The sequence below is a fragment of the Burkholderiales bacterium genome (genome assembly GCA_015075645.1).
Classification (GTDB): Bacteria; Pseudomonadota; Gammaproteobacteria; order Burkholderiales; family Casimicrobiaceae; genus VBCG01.
This window is the reverse complement of the sequence record JABTUF010000002.1, coordinates 194475-210912: the sequence shown is the minus strand read 5'-3', so window position 1 is coordinate 210912 and position 16438 is coordinate 194475. Positions and strand designations below refer to the sequence as shown.

Annotated in this window: 17 protein-coding genes; 16 read left to right on the top strand and 1 reads right to left on the bottom strand. The window is 69.9% G+C overall.

Features of this window, described 5'->3' with window-relative positions; genetic code table 11:
• Positions 1-12: 12 nt before the first annotated feature.
• The 16 genes from HS109_04445 (at position 13) to HS109_04370 (ending at position 15327) form a co-directional block, all read left to right on the top strand.
• Entirely contained in the window at positions 13-1911 is a 1899-nt protein-coding gene (locus HS109_04445; protein ID MBE7521619.1) for an ABC transporter permease, read from the top strand.
• A gap of 8 nt (positions 1912-1919) precedes the next feature.
• On the top strand, positions 1920-2693 hold the full coding sequence (locus HS109_04440) for an ABC transporter ATP-binding protein (protein MBE7521618.1): 774 nt from the start codon (positions 1920-1922) through the stop codon (positions 2691-2693).
• Entirely contained in the window at positions 2690-3433 is a 744-nt protein-coding gene (locus tag HS109_04435) for an ABC transporter ATP-binding protein (GenBank protein MBE7521617.1), read from the top strand. Before HS109_04440 ends, HS109_04435 begins: the two co-directional genes overlap by 4 nt.
• Before the next feature lie 26 nt (positions 3434-3459).
• Positions 3460-3903, top strand: coding sequence for a winged helix-turn-helix transcriptional regulator (locus tag HS109_04430; protein MBE7521616.1), 444 nt, complete (start codon positions 3460-3462; stop codon positions 3901-3903).
• Between the two features lie 471 nt (positions 3904-4374).
• The gene (rpsA, locus tag HS109_04425; protein ID MBE7521615.1) at positions 4375-6087 is read left to right on the top strand and encodes a 30S ribosomal protein S1; all 1713 of its coding nucleotides are present in this window, start codon (positions 4375-4377) and stop codon (positions 6085-6087) included.
• Positions 6088-6102: 15 nt separating this feature from the next.
• Positions 6103-6390 carry an integration host factor subunit beta gene (locus HS109_04420; GenBank protein ID MBE7521614.1) on the top strand — a complete coding sequence of 96 codons (288 nt, stop codon included), beginning with the start codon at positions 6103-6105 and terminating at the stop codon, positions 6388-6390.
• A gap of 75 nt (positions 6391-6465) precedes the next feature.
• Positions 6466-6777: a LapA family protein gene (locus tag HS109_04415; GenBank protein ID MBE7521613.1), complete on the top strand. Its 312-nt coding sequence runs from the start codon at positions 6466-6468 to the stop codon at positions 6775-6777.
• A gap of 12 nt (positions 6778-6789) precedes the next feature.
• On the top strand, positions 6790-7968 hold the full coding sequence (gene lapB, locus HS109_04410) for a lipopolysaccharide assembly protein LapB (GenBank protein ID MBE7521612.1): 1179 nt from the start codon (positions 6790-6792) through the stop codon (positions 7966-7968).
• Positions 7965-8687 carry an orotidine-5'-phosphate decarboxylase gene (gene pyrF, locus HS109_04405; GenBank protein ID MBE7521611.1) on the top strand — a complete coding sequence of 241 codons (723 nt, stop codon included), beginning with the start codon at positions 7965-7967 and terminating at the stop codon, positions 8685-8687. Before lapB ends, pyrF begins: the two co-directional genes overlap by 4 nt.
• Positions 8684-10006, top strand: a complete 1323-nt coding sequence (locus HS109_04400) for a UDP-glucose/GDP-mannose dehydrogenase family protein (protein MBE7521610.1) — start codon at positions 8684-8686, stop codon at positions 10004-10006. Before pyrF ends, HS109_04400 begins: the two co-directional genes overlap by 4 nt.
• 94 nt (positions 10007-10100) lie before the next feature.
• Positions 10101-10391 carry a BrnT family toxin gene (locus tag HS109_04395; protein MBE7521609.1) on the top strand — a complete coding sequence of 97 codons (291 nt, stop codon included), beginning with the start codon at positions 10101-10103 and terminating at the stop codon, positions 10389-10391.
• Complete coding sequence (locus tag HS109_04390; protein ID MBE7521608.1) at positions 10363-10665, top strand: CopG family transcriptional regulator; 303 nt, start codon at positions 10363-10365, stop codon at positions 10663-10665. The genes HS109_04395 and HS109_04390 overlap by 29 nt, the downstream gene beginning before the upstream one ends.
• 73 nt (positions 10666-10738) lie before the next feature.
• Positions 10739-11692, top strand: coding sequence for a D-glycero-beta-D-manno-heptose-7-phosphate kinase (gene rfaE1 / locus HS109_04385; protein MBE7521607.1), 954 nt, complete (start codon positions 10739-10741; stop codon positions 11690-11692).
• Positions 11693-11721: 29 nt separating this feature from the next.
• Positions 11722-13080, top strand: a complete 1359-nt coding sequence (gene radA, locus HS109_04380) for a DNA repair protein RadA (GenBank protein ID MBE7521606.1) — start codon at positions 11722-11724, stop codon at positions 13078-13080.
• A 125-nt stretch (positions 13081-13205) separates the two neighbouring features.
• Positions 13206-13988, top strand: coding sequence for a class I SAM-dependent methyltransferase (locus HS109_04375; protein ID MBE7521605.1), 783 nt, complete (start codon positions 13206-13208; stop codon positions 13986-13988).
• 67 nt (positions 13989-14055) lie between these two features.
• Complete coding sequence (locus tag HS109_04370; GenBank protein ID MBE7521604.1) at positions 14056-15327, top strand: tetratricopeptide repeat protein; 1272 nt, start codon at positions 14056-14058, stop codon at positions 15325-15327.
• Between the two features lie 177 nt (positions 15328-15504).
• Here the strand turns inward: HS109_04370 and HS109_04365 are convergent, their stop codons facing one another.
• On the bottom strand, positions 15505-16437 hold the full coding sequence (locus HS109_04365) for a glycosyltransferase family 2 protein (GenBank protein ID MBE7521603.1): 933 nt from the start codon (positions 16435-16437) through the stop codon (positions 15505-15507).
• Position 16438: the final 1 nt, after the last annotated feature.

Below are 16438 nucleotides of genomic sequence, written 5' to 3'. Positions count from 1 at the left end.
GGACGACACCCGATGGACGCCCTGGCCAGCTTCGTCACGCAGCTCCTGAACGGACTGGCCGGAGCGTCCTCGCTCTTCCTCGTCGGCGCGGGGTTGTCGCTGATCTTCGGCGTCACGCGGATCGTCAACTTCGCGCACGGCTCGTTCTACATGGTCGGGATCTACGCCGCCTATTCCGCGGTGGCGTGGCTCGGCGGAGGAGCGGGGTACTGGCTGGGCCTGCTGCTCGGGGCTCTGGCGGTCGGCGCGCTCGGCGCGGTCGTCGAGATGGCGCTGCTGCGCCGCATCTACCATGTACCCGAACTCTTCCAGCTGCTCGCGACCTTCGCGCTGGTGCTCGTCATCAAGGACGCCGCGCTGTGGATCTGGGGGCCGGAGGAGCTGCTCGGTCCGCGGGCGCCCGGCCTCGCCGGCTCGGTGACCATCCTCGGGCGCCAGTTCCCGTCCTACGATCTCTTCCTGATCGTCGTCGGGCCGCTCGTGCTCGGGCTCGTCTGGCTCGTGCTCACGCGCACGCGCTTCGGCACGCTGGTTCGCGCGGCGACGCAGGACCGCGAGATGGTCGGCGCGCTCGGCGTGAACCAGGCGTGGCTCTTCACCGCGGTGTTCGCGTTGGGCGCGATGCTCGCAGGCCTGGGCGGCGCGCTGCAGCTCCCGCGCGAGCCGGCGAACCTCGAACTCGACCTCTCGACCATCGGCGCCGCGTTCGTCGTGGTCGTCGTCGGCGGCATGGGTTCGATCCCCGGCGCCTACGTCGCGGCGCTCGTGATCGCCGAATTGAAGGCGATCTGCATCTGGCTCGGCGTGGTCGAGATCGCGGGCGTGGCGATCTCGTTCTCGAAACTGACGCTCGTCGTCGAGTTCCTGGTGATGGCGGTCGTGCTGGTCGTGCGTCCGTGGGGACTGCTCGGCCGGCCGCAGGCGCCGTCGCGATACGCCGGGGCCATCGAGGCGCCGCTGCGCGCGCCCGACCGACTCGCGCTGGCAGGCACCGCGGCGGTGGTCCTGGCGCTCATCGCGCTGCCCGTCCTGTCGGCGCAATCGCCCTACGTGATCGTGCTCGCGATCGACATCCTGATCGCGGTCCTCTTCGCGACCAGCCTGCACTTCATCATGGGCCCGGCGGGCATGCACTCGTTCGGCCACGCCGCGTACTTCGGACTCGGAGCCTACGGTGCGGCGCTCCTGGTCCGCGCGGCCTCGCTGCCGATGGAAGCCGCGCTCCTCGCCGCGCCGCTCGTCGGCGCGCTCGGCGCGATCGTGGTCGGGTGGTTCAGCGTCCGGCTCTCCGGCGTCTACCTCGCGATGCTGACGCTCGCGTTCGCGCAGATCGCCTGGGCCATCGTCTACCAGTGGGACGCCTTCACCGGCGGCAGCAACGGCCTCACCGGCGTCTGGCCGGCGGCATGGCTCTCCGACAAGCGCGCCTACTACGCGCTCACGCTCGCGCTGGTGCTGGGCGGCGTCTGGGTGCTGCGGCGCATGCTCCATTCGCCGTTCGGCTACGCGATGCGCGCCGGACGCGATTCGTTCCTGCGGGCCGACGCGATCGGCATCGACGTCAAGCGGATCCAGTGGACGGCGTTCGTGATCGCCGGCCTCTTCGCCGGGCTCGCCGGCGCACTGTTCGCGTTCTCGAAAGGCAGCATCTCGCCGGAGAGCCTGCACGTCGGCAAGTCGATCGACGCGCTCGTCATGGTGCTCCTGGGCGGCGTGCAGACGCTCTCCGGGCCGGTGGTCGGCGCCGCCGTGTTCACCTGGCTCCACGACGCCGTGGCGCGGAGCACCGAGTACTGGCGCGCGATGCTGGGCGCCATCATGCTGATCCTCGTGCTCCTGTTCCCGCAGGGCATCGCGGGCTTCGCGCGCCAGCTCGTCTACGGCCGCCGCGACGCAAAGGCCAACCGGTGAGCGCCCGGGTGCTCCTCGAGGTCGCGGGTCTGTCGAAGTCGTTCGGCGGCGTCAAGGCGGTCGACGGCATCGACTTCACGCTCTCCGCCGGGGAGTTGCTCGCGCTGATCGGGCCGAACGGCGCCGGCAAGTCGACGACGTTCAACATGGTCAACGGGCAGTTGCGCGCGGACACCGGGTCGATCCGTCTCGAGGGCCGCGAGATGATCGGGTTGAAGCCGCGCGAGATCTGGCACCACGGCGTCGGCCGCACGTTCCAGATCGCCGAGACCTTCTCGTCGCTGACCGTGGTCGAGAACGTGCAGATGGCGCTGATCTCGGCCGATGCGAAGCTCTACGCGATGTGGACGCGCGCCCGCGACTATCGGCGCGGCGACGCGCTGGCGCTGCTCGAACAGGTCGGGATGGCGGGGCAGGCGGACCGCCCCTGCAGCGTGCTCGCCTACGGCGACGTGAAGCGGGTCGAACTCGCGATCGCGATGGCGAACCAGCCGAAGCTCCTCCTGATGGACGAGCCGACGGCGGGGATGGCGCCGAAGGAGCGCAACGACCTGATGGCGCTCACCAAGCGGCTCGTCGTCGAGCGCGGCATGGCGGTGCTGTTCACCGAGCACAGCATGGACGTCGTGTTCGCGTACGCCGACCGCATCATCGTGCTCGCGCGCGGCCGGCTCATCGCCGGCGGGACGCCCGCGGAGATCCGCGACGACCCGCGCGTGCAGGAGGTCTATTTCGGCAGCGGACGGACCTTCGAGAAGGCCGCCGCGAAGGGCGCCGCATGAGCGCGCCTCGCGACGGTGCTCCGCTGCTCGAGGTCCGCGGCCTCGCGGCGTGGTACGGCGCCGCGCAGATCCTGTTCGGCGTCGACCTCCAGGTGCGCCGCGGCGAAGTCGTCGCGTTGATGGGCCGCAACGGCGCGGGCAAGTCGACCACGCTGAAGACCGTGATGGGCATGATGGACAAGCGGGGCGGCACGCTCTCGTTCATGGGCGAGGACATCTCGCGCGCCGAACCGCACGAAGTCGCCAAGATGGGTCTGGGGTTCGTACCCGAGGACCGGCGCATCTTCACCGACCTCACGGTCGAGGAGAATCTCGAAGTCGGGCGCCAGCCGGCGCGCCGCTGGCCCGACGGCGGAGCCGCGCCGGTCTGGACGCCTGCCAGGCTCTACGAGCTGTTCCCGAACCTGGGCGAGATGCCCGGCCGGGCGGGCGGGCGCATGAGCGGCGGCGAGCAGCAGATGCTCACGGTCGCCCGCACGTTGATGGGCAATCCGTACCTCGTGCTGCTCGACGAGCCGTCGGAAGGCGTCGCTCCGGTGATCGTCGAGCAGATGGCGCAGATGATCGTCGAACTCAAGAGCGAGGGCGTGAGCATCCTGCTCTCGGAGCAGAACATGCATTTCGCGGAACTCGTGTCCGACCGCGCCTACGTGCTCGAGAAGGGCCAGATCCGCTTCGACGGCACGATGTCGGATCTCGCCGCGAACGAGGAGGTCCGGCGCTCCTATCTCAGCATGTGAGCGTCCTGCACCAGGAGAGCCCCGCGATGAGCGACACCCCGACCGATTACCGCTTCAACGACCAGATCGGCCACCTGCTGCGGCGCGCCTACCAGCGGCACGTCGCGATCTTCCAGCAGGCGGTTCCCGACGCGCAACTGACCGCGGCCCAGTTCGTCGTGCTGTGCACGCTGCGCGACCGCGGCACCTGCCGGATCCCGGCGATCGTCGAGGCGACGGCCATCGACGACGCGTCGGTCCGGGGCATCGTCGAGCGCCTGAAGTGGCGCGGCCTCCTCACCGCGACGCACGAGCCGGGCGATGCCCGGCGCATGGAGGTCGCCCTGACGCCGGACGGCCGGGCGCTGGTCGAGCAGACCGTGCCGTTCGCCCGGGAGATCTCGGAACGCACCTTCGGCGACCTCACCGCCGACGAACGCAGCACCATCGTCGCGCTGCTGCGCAGGCTCTCGGGCCCCGCGGCTTCCTGACCCCCGGCCGGGTTTCCCCCGGGGCGTGGGCCGGCCGGCCCGGTGACGCCCCAGCGTCGTCGGCGTTGGTGCGGGGACCTTCGCACCCGCATCGGCGTCCCCATCGGGCGCCCCGGATAAACGGTTGATCACAAAAGGAAACTCCGCTATCATGCGCGGTCTTTTGCATGAAATCCCGGGGGCGGGGCTTGCCGCGCCATTCCGGGAGCGACCGACCTGACGATCGACGCGGCGGTCGGCCACGGCGTCCCGTGGGCGGGTGTTCCGGCGGAAGCGTTCCGCGCGGCGCACCGGCACGCGGAGGCGCGAGCGGGCCGTCGCGATTCCTGTGCAAAGGGTCGTCCCGCGAGCGCTAACAGCCGGCGTGCGCGGGACGCTGACATCAACCAGCCCGCCGCCGGGCGAGAAACAGGGTTCTCGCGCGGGGCGGCAATGCATCCACGAGGCCAACCCATGGCGACCGCCACCCAGATGTCCGGCTCCACCCCCGTCGAGAACTTCGCCGCGCTGTTCGAGGAATCCCTCGCACGGCAGGAGATGCGCGCGGGCGAACTCATCACCGCGGAAGTGACGCGCGTCGACTACAACGTCGTCGTCGTCAACGCGGGCCTCAAGTCCGAGTCCTTCATCCCGATCGAGGAGTTCCGCAACGACGGCGGCGAGGTCGAGGTGAAGCCCGGCGACTTCGTCACCGTCGCGATCGAGTCGATCGAGAACGGCTACGGCGAAACCAAGCTGTCGCGCGACAAGGCCAAGCGCCTCAAGGCCTGGCACGACCTCGAGCAGTCGATGGAGCAGGGCTCCGTCGTCCAGGGGCTCGTCACCAGCAAGGTGAAGGGCGGCCTGACCGTGATGATCAACGGCATCCGGGCGTTCCTGCCGGGCTCGCTCGTCGACATCCGTCCGATCAAGGACACCTCGCCCTACGAGGGCAAGCAGCTCGACTTCAAGGTCATCAAGCTCGACCGCAAGCGCAACAACGTCGTCGTGTCGCGCCGCGCGGTGCTCGAGGAGAGCCTGGGCGAGGAGCGCGAGAAGCTCCTGTCGACGCTGCAGGAAGGCGCGACCGTCAAGGGCATCGTCAAGAACATCACCGATTACGGCGCGTTCGTCGACCTGGGCGGCATCGACGGCCTGCTGCACATCACCGACCTCGCCTGGCGCCGCGTCAAGCATCCCTCCGAGGTGCTCGCGGTCGGAGACGAGGTGACCGCGAAGGTCCTCAAGTTCGACCAGGAGAAGAACCGCGTCTCGCTCGGACTGAAGCAGCTGGGCGAGGACCCGTGGGTCGGCCTCTCGCGCCGCTACCCGCCCGGCACGCGCCTCTTCGGCAAGGTCACCAACATCACCGACTACGGCGCGTTCGTCGAGATCGAGTCGGGCATCGAGGGTCTCGTCCACGTCTCCGAGATGGACTGGACCAACAAGAACATCCACCCGACCAAGGTCGTGCAGCTGGGCGACGAGGTCGAGGTGATGATCCTCGAGATCGACGAGGACCGCCGTCGCATCTCGCTCGGCATGAAGCAGTGCATGCCGAACCCGTGGGACGAGTTCTCGATGAACCACAAGAAGGGCGACCGCGTACACGGCACGATCAAGTCGATCACCGACTTCGGCGTGTTCGTCGGCCTCCCGGGCGGCATCGACGGGCTGGTGCACCTGTCCGACCTGTCGTGGACCGCGGCCGGCGAGCAGGCGGTGCGCGACTACAAGAAGGGCCAGGACGTCGACGCCGTGGTGCTCGCGATCGACGTCGAGCGCGAGCGCATCTCGCTCGGCATCAAGCAGCTCGAAGGCGACCCGTTCAGCAACTTCGTCGCGCTGAACGACAAGGGCGCCGTCGTGTCGGGCACGGTGAAGAGCCTGGACGCGAAGGGCGCGGTCATCGCGCTCGGCGGCAGCGGCGAGGTCGAGGGCTACCTGCGCGCTTCCGAGGTGTCGCGCGACCGCGTCGAGGACATCCGCCAGCACCTGCGCGAAGGCCAGAAGGTCACGGCGATGATCATCAACGTCGACCGCAAGAACCGGGGCATCAACCTGTCGATCAAGCAGAAGGACCAGGCCGACGAGAGCGAGGCGATGAACCGCATCTCGCAGGAGAACTCGGGCGCCAACACGGGCACGACGAACCTGGGGGCGCTGCTCAAGGCGAAGCTCTCCGACAACAAGACCAACGGCTGACGGGGAACGGTGCCGATGACCAAATCGGAGCTGATCGACCGCCTGGCGGCTCAGTTTCCGCAACTGGTCGCCAAGGACGCCGAACTCGCGGTGAAGATGATCCTCGACGCGATGGCCGAGAGCCTCGCGAAAGGGGAGCGCATCGAGATCCGCGGGTTCGGCAGCTTCGGCCTCAATCACCGGCCGCCGCGCACCGGTCGCAACCCCAAGTCGGGCGAGAAGGTGCACGTGCCCGAGAAGCGCGTGCCGCACTTCAAGGCCGGCAAGGAGTTGCGCGAGCGCGTCGACTTCAAGAAAAATTAGCGTGACCCGCCCGAAGCTCGCTGGGTGCGCCTCTCTTCGAGAGGCACGGCTGCCGCGGCGGCAGGCCGTCCGATGATGGGCGTCGTGCGTTGGCTCGCAGGCGCGGCGCTCTTCCTCGCGCTCCTGTTCCTGTCGCTCGACAATGCGGAAGTGGTGACGCTGCGGTTCTTCCGCGTGGCGAGCTGGCAGGCGCCGCTCGTGTTCGTGGTGTTCGTCACCTTCGTCGCGGGGGTCGCGATCGGGCTCGCGTCCGGGGCCCTCCGCAACGCGCGGCTGAAGCGCCAGGTGCGGCGGCTGCACCGCGAAGCGGCCGCGCCGGCTCCGTCGGGGCCCCCGTCTGCGTCGCCTGCACCCTCCGACGGGCAGCCCCCGTTCGGCATCGGGTAGCCCGCCGCCGGCATGGATTTCGACCTGTGGTGGCTGCTGCCGATCCCCGCGGTGTTCTTCGCGCTGGGCTGGATCGCCGCACGCATCGACATCAAGCACCTGCTGACCGAGTCGCGCGCGCTGCCGCTGTCGTACTTCCGCGGGCTCAATTTCCTGCTGAACGAACAGCCCGACAAGGCCATCGAGTCGTTCATCGAAGTGGTCAAGGTCGATCCGCAGACGGTCGACCTGCACTTCGCGCTGGGCAACCTGTTCCGCCGCCAGGGCGAGATCGAGCGGGCGATCCGCATGCACCAGAACCTGCTCGACCGGCCCGACCTCCCGGCCGACCGGCGCGAGATGGCGAGCTACGAACTCGCGCAGGACTTCCTGCGCGCGGGCATGCTCGACCGCGCCGAGGAGCTCTTCGCGAAGCTCGCCGGCACCGGCCATGAGACGGCCTCGCTCGGCCATCTGGTCTCGATCTACGAGCAGGAGAAGGACTGGGCGAAGGCCATCGAGGTGACCGGCCGCGTCGCCGAGATCAACCGCACGCCCGCGTTCCGCGAGATCGCGCAGTACCACTGCGAACTCGCCCAGGGAGCGCTGGTGCGCTCCGACCTCGCGACCGCCCGGGCCGAGGTCGAGCGCGCGCTCGCGGTGCACCGGGGCTGCGCGCGCGCGAACCTGATCGCCGGCGATATCGCGCTCCAGGCGGGCGACGCCCCGGCCGCGATCGAGGCCTGGCAGAAGATCGAGACGCAGAATCCCGCCTTCCTCGCGCTCGTCGCCGACCGCGTCGCGGACGCCTGCCGCAAGCTCGACGACCGGCCGCGCGCGCTGCGCCTGTTGCGCGCCTGGCAGGAGCAGGCGCCCTCGCTCGACGTGCTGAACGCGCTCTTCTCGATGACATTGGAGACCGAAGGCGCCGACGCCGCGGCCTCGCTCATCAAGCACGAGCTCGCCCGCAACCCCACGCTCCTCGGGCTCGACCGCCTGCTCGAGGCGCAGATCCACGCCGCGCCGCCCGAGCGCCGGCACGACCTCGAACTCGTGCGCGGACTCGTGTCGCAGCACATCAAGCGGCTCGGCATGTATCGCTGCGAGCAGTGCGGATTTCGCGCGCGGCAGTACTACTGGCGGTGCCCGGGCTGCCAGAAGTGGGAAACCTACTCGCCGAAGCGCACCGAGACGCCGGAGGGGTTCGCGTGAGCACGCCCCGCGTCATCGTCGCCCTCGACGTCGCCGACACCGCGAGCGCCCTCGCGCTCGCCTCGAAGCTCGACCCCGCGGCCTGCGCGCTCAAGGTCGGCAAGGAACTCTTCACCTCCGCCGGTGCGGACCTCGTCCGCGAACTCGTCGCGCGCGGTTTCCGCGTGTTCCTCGACCTCAAGTTCCACGACATCCCGAACACGGTCGCGCAGGCTTGCGCAGCGGCGACCCGGCTCGGCGTCTGGATGCTGAACGTGCACGCGTCCGGCGGGAGGGCGATGATGGCCGCGGCGCGCGAGGCGGTCGAGCGCACGGCGCGAGAGGAGGGCATCGCGCGGCCGCTCCTGATCGCCGTGACGGTGCTCACGAGCCTCACGGCCGACGATCTCGCGGCCATCGGCATCGATGCCACGCCCGACGAGCAGGTGCTGCGTCTCGCGCGGCTCGCGCAGGCCGGGGGACTGGACGGCGTGGTGTGCTCGGCACGCGAGGCGGCCACGCTGAAGCGCTCGCTCGGACGCGCGTTCCTGCTCGTGACCCCCGGCATTCGTCCCACGGGCGCGGACCTCGATGACCAGGCGCGCGTGATGACGCCATCGCAGGCGATCGCCGCGGGCGCCGACTACCTCGTGATCGGACGGCCGATCACGGCCCATCCCGATCCGGCCGCGGCACTCGCCGCGATCCGCGCATCGATTCCATCCGAAACGCACGCATGAAGATCACCATGATCGGGACGGGCTACGTCGGGCTCGTCACCGGCACCTGTCTCGCCGAGGTCGGCAACGACGTGCTCTGCCTCGATGTCGACGCGCGCAAGATCGCGGTCCTGAACGGGGGCGGCGTTCCGATCCACGAGCCGGGCCTCGAGGCGATGATCCAGCGCAACGTCGCCGCCGGCCGGCTCCGGTTCACGACCGACGTCGACCTCGCCGTGCGCCACGGCACGCTGCAGTTCATCGCGGTCGGCACGCCGCCCGACGAGGACGGTTCGGCGGACATGCGCCACGTGATCGACGCCGCGCGCGCCATCGGGCGCCGGATGACCGAATGGAGGGTCGTCGTCGACAAGTCGACGGTGCCGGTGGGCACCGCCGACCGCGTGCGCGCCACGATCCGCGAGGAACTCGCCGCGCGGGGCGTCGAGATCCCGTTCGCCGTGGTGTCGAACCCCGAGTTCCTGAAGGAGGGCGCCGCGGTCGAGGACTTCATGAAGCCCGATCGCGTCGTGATCGGCGCGGACGATGAACGCGCGATCGCCGTGCTGCGGGCGGTCTACGCGCCGTTCCAGCGCAGCCACGATCGCCTGATCGTGATGGACCTGCGCTCGGCCGAACTCACCAAGTACGCCGCGAACGCGATGCTCGCCACGCGCATCTCGTTCATGAACGAGCTCGCGAATCTCGCCGACCGCCTCGGCGCCGACATCGAGTCGGTGCGCCAGGGCATCGGGTCGGACCCGCGCATCGGCTGGCACTTCCTGTATCCGGGCGTCGGCTACGGCGGCAGTTGCTTCCCCAAGGACGTGAAGGCGCTCGGCCACACCGCGTCGGCGCACGGCTATCCGCTGCAGCTCCTGTCCGCGGTCGAGGCGGTGAACGAGGCGCAGAAGCTCGTCCTCGTCGACAAGATCGTAGGACGGCTCGGGGCCGATCTCGCCGGCCGCCGCTTCGCGCTGTGGGGACTCGCGTTCAAGCCCAACACCGACGACATGCGTGAGGCGCCGTCGCGCGCGATCATCGATGCGCTCGCGTCGCGCGGCGCGTGCGTGACTGCCTACGATCCGGTCGCGATGCCGGAGGCGAGGCGTGCGCTCGGCGACCGCTCCGCGCTGTCCTACGCCTCGACGCCGATGGCGGCGGCCGAGGGCGCCGACGCGCTCGTCGTCGTGACGGAATGGAAGGAGTTCCGCAGCCCGGACTTCGACGCGCTGAAGCGCGCGCTGCGCGAGGGGCTCGTCTTCGACGGCCGCAACCTCTACGATCCGGCGGTCGTGCGCGCCGCGGGGCTCGAGCATTTCTCGATCGGTCGGCGCTGACGCGAACCCGCGGCCGCCGGGGCTAACGGGGTAGCGGTCCCGGCGCCCGCCAGTTCATATGGCTTTTCGTATGGCCGCGGCGTAGGATCGCGTCATGGGCCATTCCCGATTCGGCTGGGATCACGCCAAGGATCGGGCGAATGTCCTGAAGCACGGCGTGGATTTCGTCACGGCGCGCCTCGCGTTCCTCGACGCGCGTCGCGTAATCGCCGAGGACACGGCGCACAGCTCGCGCGAGAAGCGCTACTTCTGCTTCGGGCGGGTGGGCGGCGGCATCCTGACCGTTCGATTCACCTACCGCTCCGGCATCATTCGCATCATCGGGGCCGGCTATTGGCGCAAGGGCAGGCAGATCTATGACCGCGAGAATCAAGTACAGCGATGAACCGATCGGCGACCCGCGGGTCGTGCCCGATTTTCTTCCCCCGCCCGAGGAACTCGCGTTTCGCGAGGACGGCGTGAAGATCACGCTCGCGCTGAGCCGGAGAAGCGTCGAGTTCTTCAAGCGCGAGGCGCAGAAGTACAACACCCAGTATCAGCGCATGATCCGCCGACTCCTCGACGCGTATGCGGAGCGCTACCAGCAACCACCTGGCGCGCGATCCACCGAACGCCGGTCGGCGAGCCTTCGCCCTCGTGGCGGTCGCAAGATGCCATGAGCGACGGACCGCAGTCGAATAGCCGCCCACGCCTCATGCCCCTATAATCGCGGCGCCTCGCGACGCTTCCCCGATGACGCCTCCTGCCCCGCCCGCACGCTTCTCCGCCTGGCGCGAACGCGTGCGCGCGGCGAACGTGCTCGTGGTCGGTGACGTGATGCTCGACCGCTACTGGTTCGGCGCGGTCGACCGGATCTCGCCCGAGGCGCCGGTCCCCGTGGTGCACGTGGAGCGCACCGAGGAGCGGCCCGGCGGCGCCGCGAACGTCGCGCGCAACGCCGCGGCGCTCGGGGCGCGGGCCGCGCTCCTGTCGGTGGTCGGCGTCGACGAGGCGGGCGGCGCGCTCGAGGCGCTGGTCGCCTCCGACGGCATCGCCGCCTCGTTCCACCACGACAGTACGCTGCCGACGACGGTGAAGCTGCGCGTCATCGGCCGCCAGCAGCAACTGCTGCGCATCGACTTCGAGACCCGGCCGTCGCAGGAGATCCTCGCGGCCAAGCTCAAGGACTTCGGCGTGCGCGTGCGCGCCTGCGACGTCGTCGTCCTGTCCGACTACGGCAAGGGCGGGCTCGCGCACATCGCGACGATGATCGGCCAGGCGCGCGAGGCGCGGCGACCGGTGCTCGTCGATCCCAAGGGCGACGATTGGGCGAAGTACCGCGGCGCGACGCTCGTCACGCCCAACCGCGCCGAGTTTCGCGACGTCGCCGGACGCTGGCGCGACGAGGCGGACCTCGCCGCGAAGGCGGAGCGCGTGCGCGGCGACCTCGAACTCGAGGCGCTCCTCATCACGCGCTCGGAGGAGGGGATGAGTCTCTACACCTCCGCGGGCGCGCTGCACATCCCGGCGCAGGCGCGCGAGGTGTTCGATGTCTCCGGCGCCGGCGACACGGTGATCGCGACCGTCGCGACGCTGCTCGCCGCCGGAGCCCCGCTCGCCGACGCGGTGCGCATCGCCAACGAGGCGGCCGGCGTCGTCGTCGGCAAGCTCGGCACCGCGGTCGTGCAGCCGTCGGAACTCGCCTGACCGGCGGCCCCGCCCGGGCGGCCCGAGGCATGGCGAAGCCGAAGACCCTCTACGCCTGCACCGAGTGCGGCGGCGCCTCGCCCAAGTGGCAGGGGCAGTGCCCGCATTGCGGCGTGTGGAACACGCTGGTCGAGTGCGCGACGGCGCCCGCGCCGACGCGGTTCGCGTCGGTGGCGGGCGCGAGGTCCGCCGTGCAACCGCTCGCGGCGATCGTCGCCCGCGAGCGGCCACGCTTCCCGACCGGCCTCGAGGAGTTCGACCGCGTGCTGGGAGGCGGACTCGTTCCCGGCGCGGTGATCCTGCTCGGCGGCGATCCCGGCATCGGCAAGTCGACGCTGCTGCTGCAGGCGAGCGCAGCGATCGGCGCGTCGCGCACGGTGCTCTACGTCACCGGCGAGGAATCCGCCGACCAGATCGCGCTGCGCGCCGACCGGCTCGGACTCGTCAACGCGCCGGTCGAACTCTTGGCCGAGGTGCAGGTGGAGGCCATCGTCGCGGCGATCGACACGTCGAAGCCGGAGGTCGTCGTCGTCGACTCGATCCAGACCGTCTACACCGAAGCGCTCACGAGCGCGCCCGGCAGCGTCTCGCAGGTGCGCGAGTGCGCGGCGCAGTTGACGCGCCTCGCGAAGCAGCGTGGCATCGTCGTGGTGTTCGTCGGCCACGTGACCAAGGACGGCGCGATCGCCGGCCCCCGTGTGCTCGAGCACATCGTCGACACCGTGCTCTATTTCGAGGGGGACGCTCATTCGGCGTTCCGGCTCGTGCGCGCGATCAAGAACCGCTACGGCGCCGCCAACGAACTCGGCGTGTTCGCGATGACCGAGCGGGGCCTGCGGGGCGTGTCGAACCCGTCCGCGCTCTTCCTCTCGCAGCACGGCGAGCCGGTCGCGGGCTCGGCGATCGTCGCGTCGCTGGAAGGCTCGCGACCGCTGCTGGTCGAGATCCAGGCGCTGGTCGATGCAGCCGGCGGTTCGGGCCCGCGCCGTCTCGCCGTCGGCCTCGATCCGCAGCGTCTCGCGCTGCTGCTGGCGGTCCTGCACCGCCACGGCGGGGTCGAGGTGGCGGGGCACGACGTGTTCGTCAACGCCGTGGGCGGCGTGCGGATCGACGAGCCCGCGGTCGACCTGGCGGTGCTCCTCGCGATCGATTCGTCGCTTGCCAATCGTCCGCTGCCCGCCAAGCTGGTCGTATTCGGCGAAGTGGGGCTGGCGGGGGAGATCCGCCCGGTGCAGCGCGGGCAGGAGCGGATCCGGGAGGCCGCGAAGCTCGGCTTCCGCACGGTGCTGTGTCCCGCCGCGAACCGGCCGAAACAGCCGGTCCCGGGGATCGAGGTGGTCGCGTTCGAGCGGGTCGGCCCGGCGATCGGCTGGCTGAAGGACGTGTGACGCGCCGGGAGGTTTCACGAGTTGAGGTCGATTCGAAGGTGGGCCGCCCTGCGTGTTTCACGTCGTAGAATATACTCGCAATAGCATCTATATATCATTGATATAAATAGTCTTTATTTGATTCCATGACCACGAACACCGAGCCCGTAGACGCGCTTCGCAACCGCTACCTGGACCTCCTCCGCGACAGCCTGGTCGGACTCGTCCACGAGGATCCGTCGCTCGAGGAGCGCGTCTCCGGCGGCGAGATGCCGTTCGACCGCGAGCGCCGCTCGGAAGGCAAGGACTGGCCATCGTCGGCGCTGTCGATGATCGGCGCGAAGCGGATGCTGCAGTTGCAGCGCGCTGCGGAGTTCGTGATCGAGCGCGGCATTCCGGGCGATTTCATCGAAACCGGCGTCTGGCGCGGCGGCGCGTGCATCCTGATGCGCGCCGTGCTGGCGGCGCATGGCGTGACCGACCGTCGGGTGTGGGTCGCCGATTCGTTCGCGGGCCTCCCGGCCCCGGACGCCGCGCGCTACCCGAAGGACGCCACCAACCACCTCCATGTCTATCCGCAACTCGCGGTGTCGGCAGACCAGGTGCGGGAGAATTTCCGGCGCTACCGCCTGCTCGACGACCAGGTGGTCTTCCTCGAAGGCTGGTTCCGCGACACGCTGCCCACCGCCCCGATCGGGCGCCTGGCAGTCCTGCGGATGGACGGCGACCTCTACGAATCGACGATGGACGCGTTGACCGCGCTCTACGACAAGGTGGTGCCCGGCGGGATCGTCATCGTCGACGACTACGGCATCCTCGAGAGCTGCCGATCGGCGGTCGAGGACTTTCGGCGCGAACGCGGGATCGTCGAGACGATCTACTCGATCGACGACAGCGGCGTGCACTGGCAGAAGCAGCGCGCCGCGTGATCCGCCATGCGATCGGCCGCCCGCGGATCGGGCGGGCAGGGCGTAGAATCGGCCGCGAGGGAACGCGATGACGACTCGACCCGATCGCAACGCAGGCCCGAACGTCCGCTGGCCGCTCGCGGCAGCGGTGGCGCTCGCCGTCGCCGGAGCAGGGGGCGAGGCGCTCGCCCAGCCGGTGACGGCTGCGTCCGACGGCCCGGTTTCCGCCCCTGCGGTCGCGCCGGTGTCCCTCGAGCACAGCCTCCTCGCCGACGCCCGGTTTCCCGCGCCTTCCGTCCGTATCGACGCGAGCGACATCTTCGCCCTCGACGACGCGATGAAGGCCTACCTGCACGACCAGGTCATGCCGAAGGTGGCGGTGAAGGGCCGCCAGCACGCGCTGATCGGCGCGCTGTACACGAAGAACGAGCTGAAGCTCGCCTACGACTCGACGATGACGCGCAGCGCGTCGCAGGCGTTCGCGGACCGCTCCGGCAACTGCCTGTCGCTCGTGATCATGACCGCGGCGTTCGCCAAGGCGCTCGATCTCGAGGTCAATTACAACCGGGTGCTGGTCGACGAGGCGATCGGACGCGAGGGCGACATCTACCTCGCGATCGGCCACATCAACCTGACGCTCGGGCAGCGCGGCTCCGGCGCGATGGAATCGCGCTTCAAGGCGGGCAGCCGGTACCTCGAGCCCGATCGCATGACGGTCGACTTCCTGCGACCCGAGGACATCCGCTCGGTGCGCACGCGGCCGCTCGACGAAGCGACGGTCGTCGCGATGTATCTCAACAACCGCGCGGTCGAGGCGCTCGCGACGGGCGCGATCATCGACGCCTACTGGTGGGCGCGCGAGGCGGTCATCCAGGACCCGACCTTCCTGCCGGCGGTCAACACGCTCGGCGTCGTCTACGCGCGCCACCACGACGAGGTGGAGGCCGAGCGCACGCTGCGGTACGTCCTCGCGCGCGATCCGGGCAACACGCTCGCCATGTCGAACCTGGTCACGGTGCTCGCCGAGACCGGCCGCGCCGAGGAGTCGCGCAAGCTCGCGGCGGCGCTCGTCACCCTGGACCCCGAGCCGCCGTTCAGCTGGTTCCTGCGCGGCCGGGAGGCTATGCGCGCAGGCGACCTCTGGACCGCGCGCGACGCGTTCGCGCGCGAGGTCGCGCGCGCGCCGGACTTCCACGAGTTCCATTTCTGGCTCGCGCTCGCGTACTTCGGGCTGCGCCAGGATGCGGCCGCGCGCGCGGAACTCGAACGCGCGGCCGAGTTGAGCACGACCCGGCGCGACCGCGACCGGTACGAGGCGAAGCTCGCAGGTCTCGCGCGACCGAAATCCCAAGTGCGCTGAGGACGCCGCCCGGACGTCCCGCCGGGGTCGGATCCGGGGCGGCAGGGATTGCGGGGCGTTGGTGCGTGCGTTCGTGCGTATAATTGTTATTATGTAAAGTATTGGGACCTGATGCCTCCGCCTGCGATCCCGCGTATTCCCGCGGATCGATGACCCTTCCGATCCCCGGTCCTGCAATCACCGCGGCGCGGTCAACAGCCGCTCGGCGTGCTTGAGCGCCCAGGCCAGTGTCCGCGGAACCGCGAGCGACCCGTAGCGCTCGGCGACCGGCTGCAGGAAAGGCTCTCCAGCGACGATCCTGTCGCTGACCGGCCTCCAATCCACCGGCGGCACGCTGTAGTTCACCGCGAAGAGTTCGAGCAGCGCGTCGTCGAGCGCCGCGCCGTTGCAGATGGCGTCGAACGCGTCGCGCCACTGGCCGGCCTGGGCCACGCGCCGGCGCTCCTGCGCAACGAGCGACAGCCAGTTGGTCGCCACCTTGAGCGCGTACTGCCCCGGCGAGCGGATCGGCACATGGGCGAACGCGAGTTCACCGGCGGGAACCGGGTGCGGCGGAGGAACCACGACGCCCGGACGCGCGGCCTCGAGGACGTGTTGGCCGAAGCCGACCTCGATGCCCGGGGTCATCAGGGCCGCGCGCGGTATCGCCATCTTGCGAAAGGCGTGGCCGGGGTCGGTGACGACCCGCGGTCGGGCGAGCCGCTCCGCCAGCGGTCGACCGGCGTCGAACTCGGGAAGGAAAGTCGGCCAGTCGAGCTGCCCCGCCCGGTCGGTCGGCAGTCCCGCGAGCGTCCGATGCAGCGCCTCGCGCGAGGGCGCCACGATGAACTCGTCGGCGTCGATCACGAAGAACCAGTCGAAGTCGGAACTGAGCAGCCAGTGGCGCAAGAGCGAGTTGATCATCGGCTTCTGGCGGTATTTCGGGTTGCCGTCCTGCGTGATGCTGATCGGCAGGCCCTCGGCGGCGAGCGCCGCGAGGATGGCGCTGGTGCCGTCGGTCGATGCGTGGTCGATGATCGCGAGGCCGTCGAGGTACGCGAGGTTGTGCCGCACCATCAGTTCGATGATGTCGGACTCGTCGCGGACGACGGCGAGGCCGAGAAGGCGCATG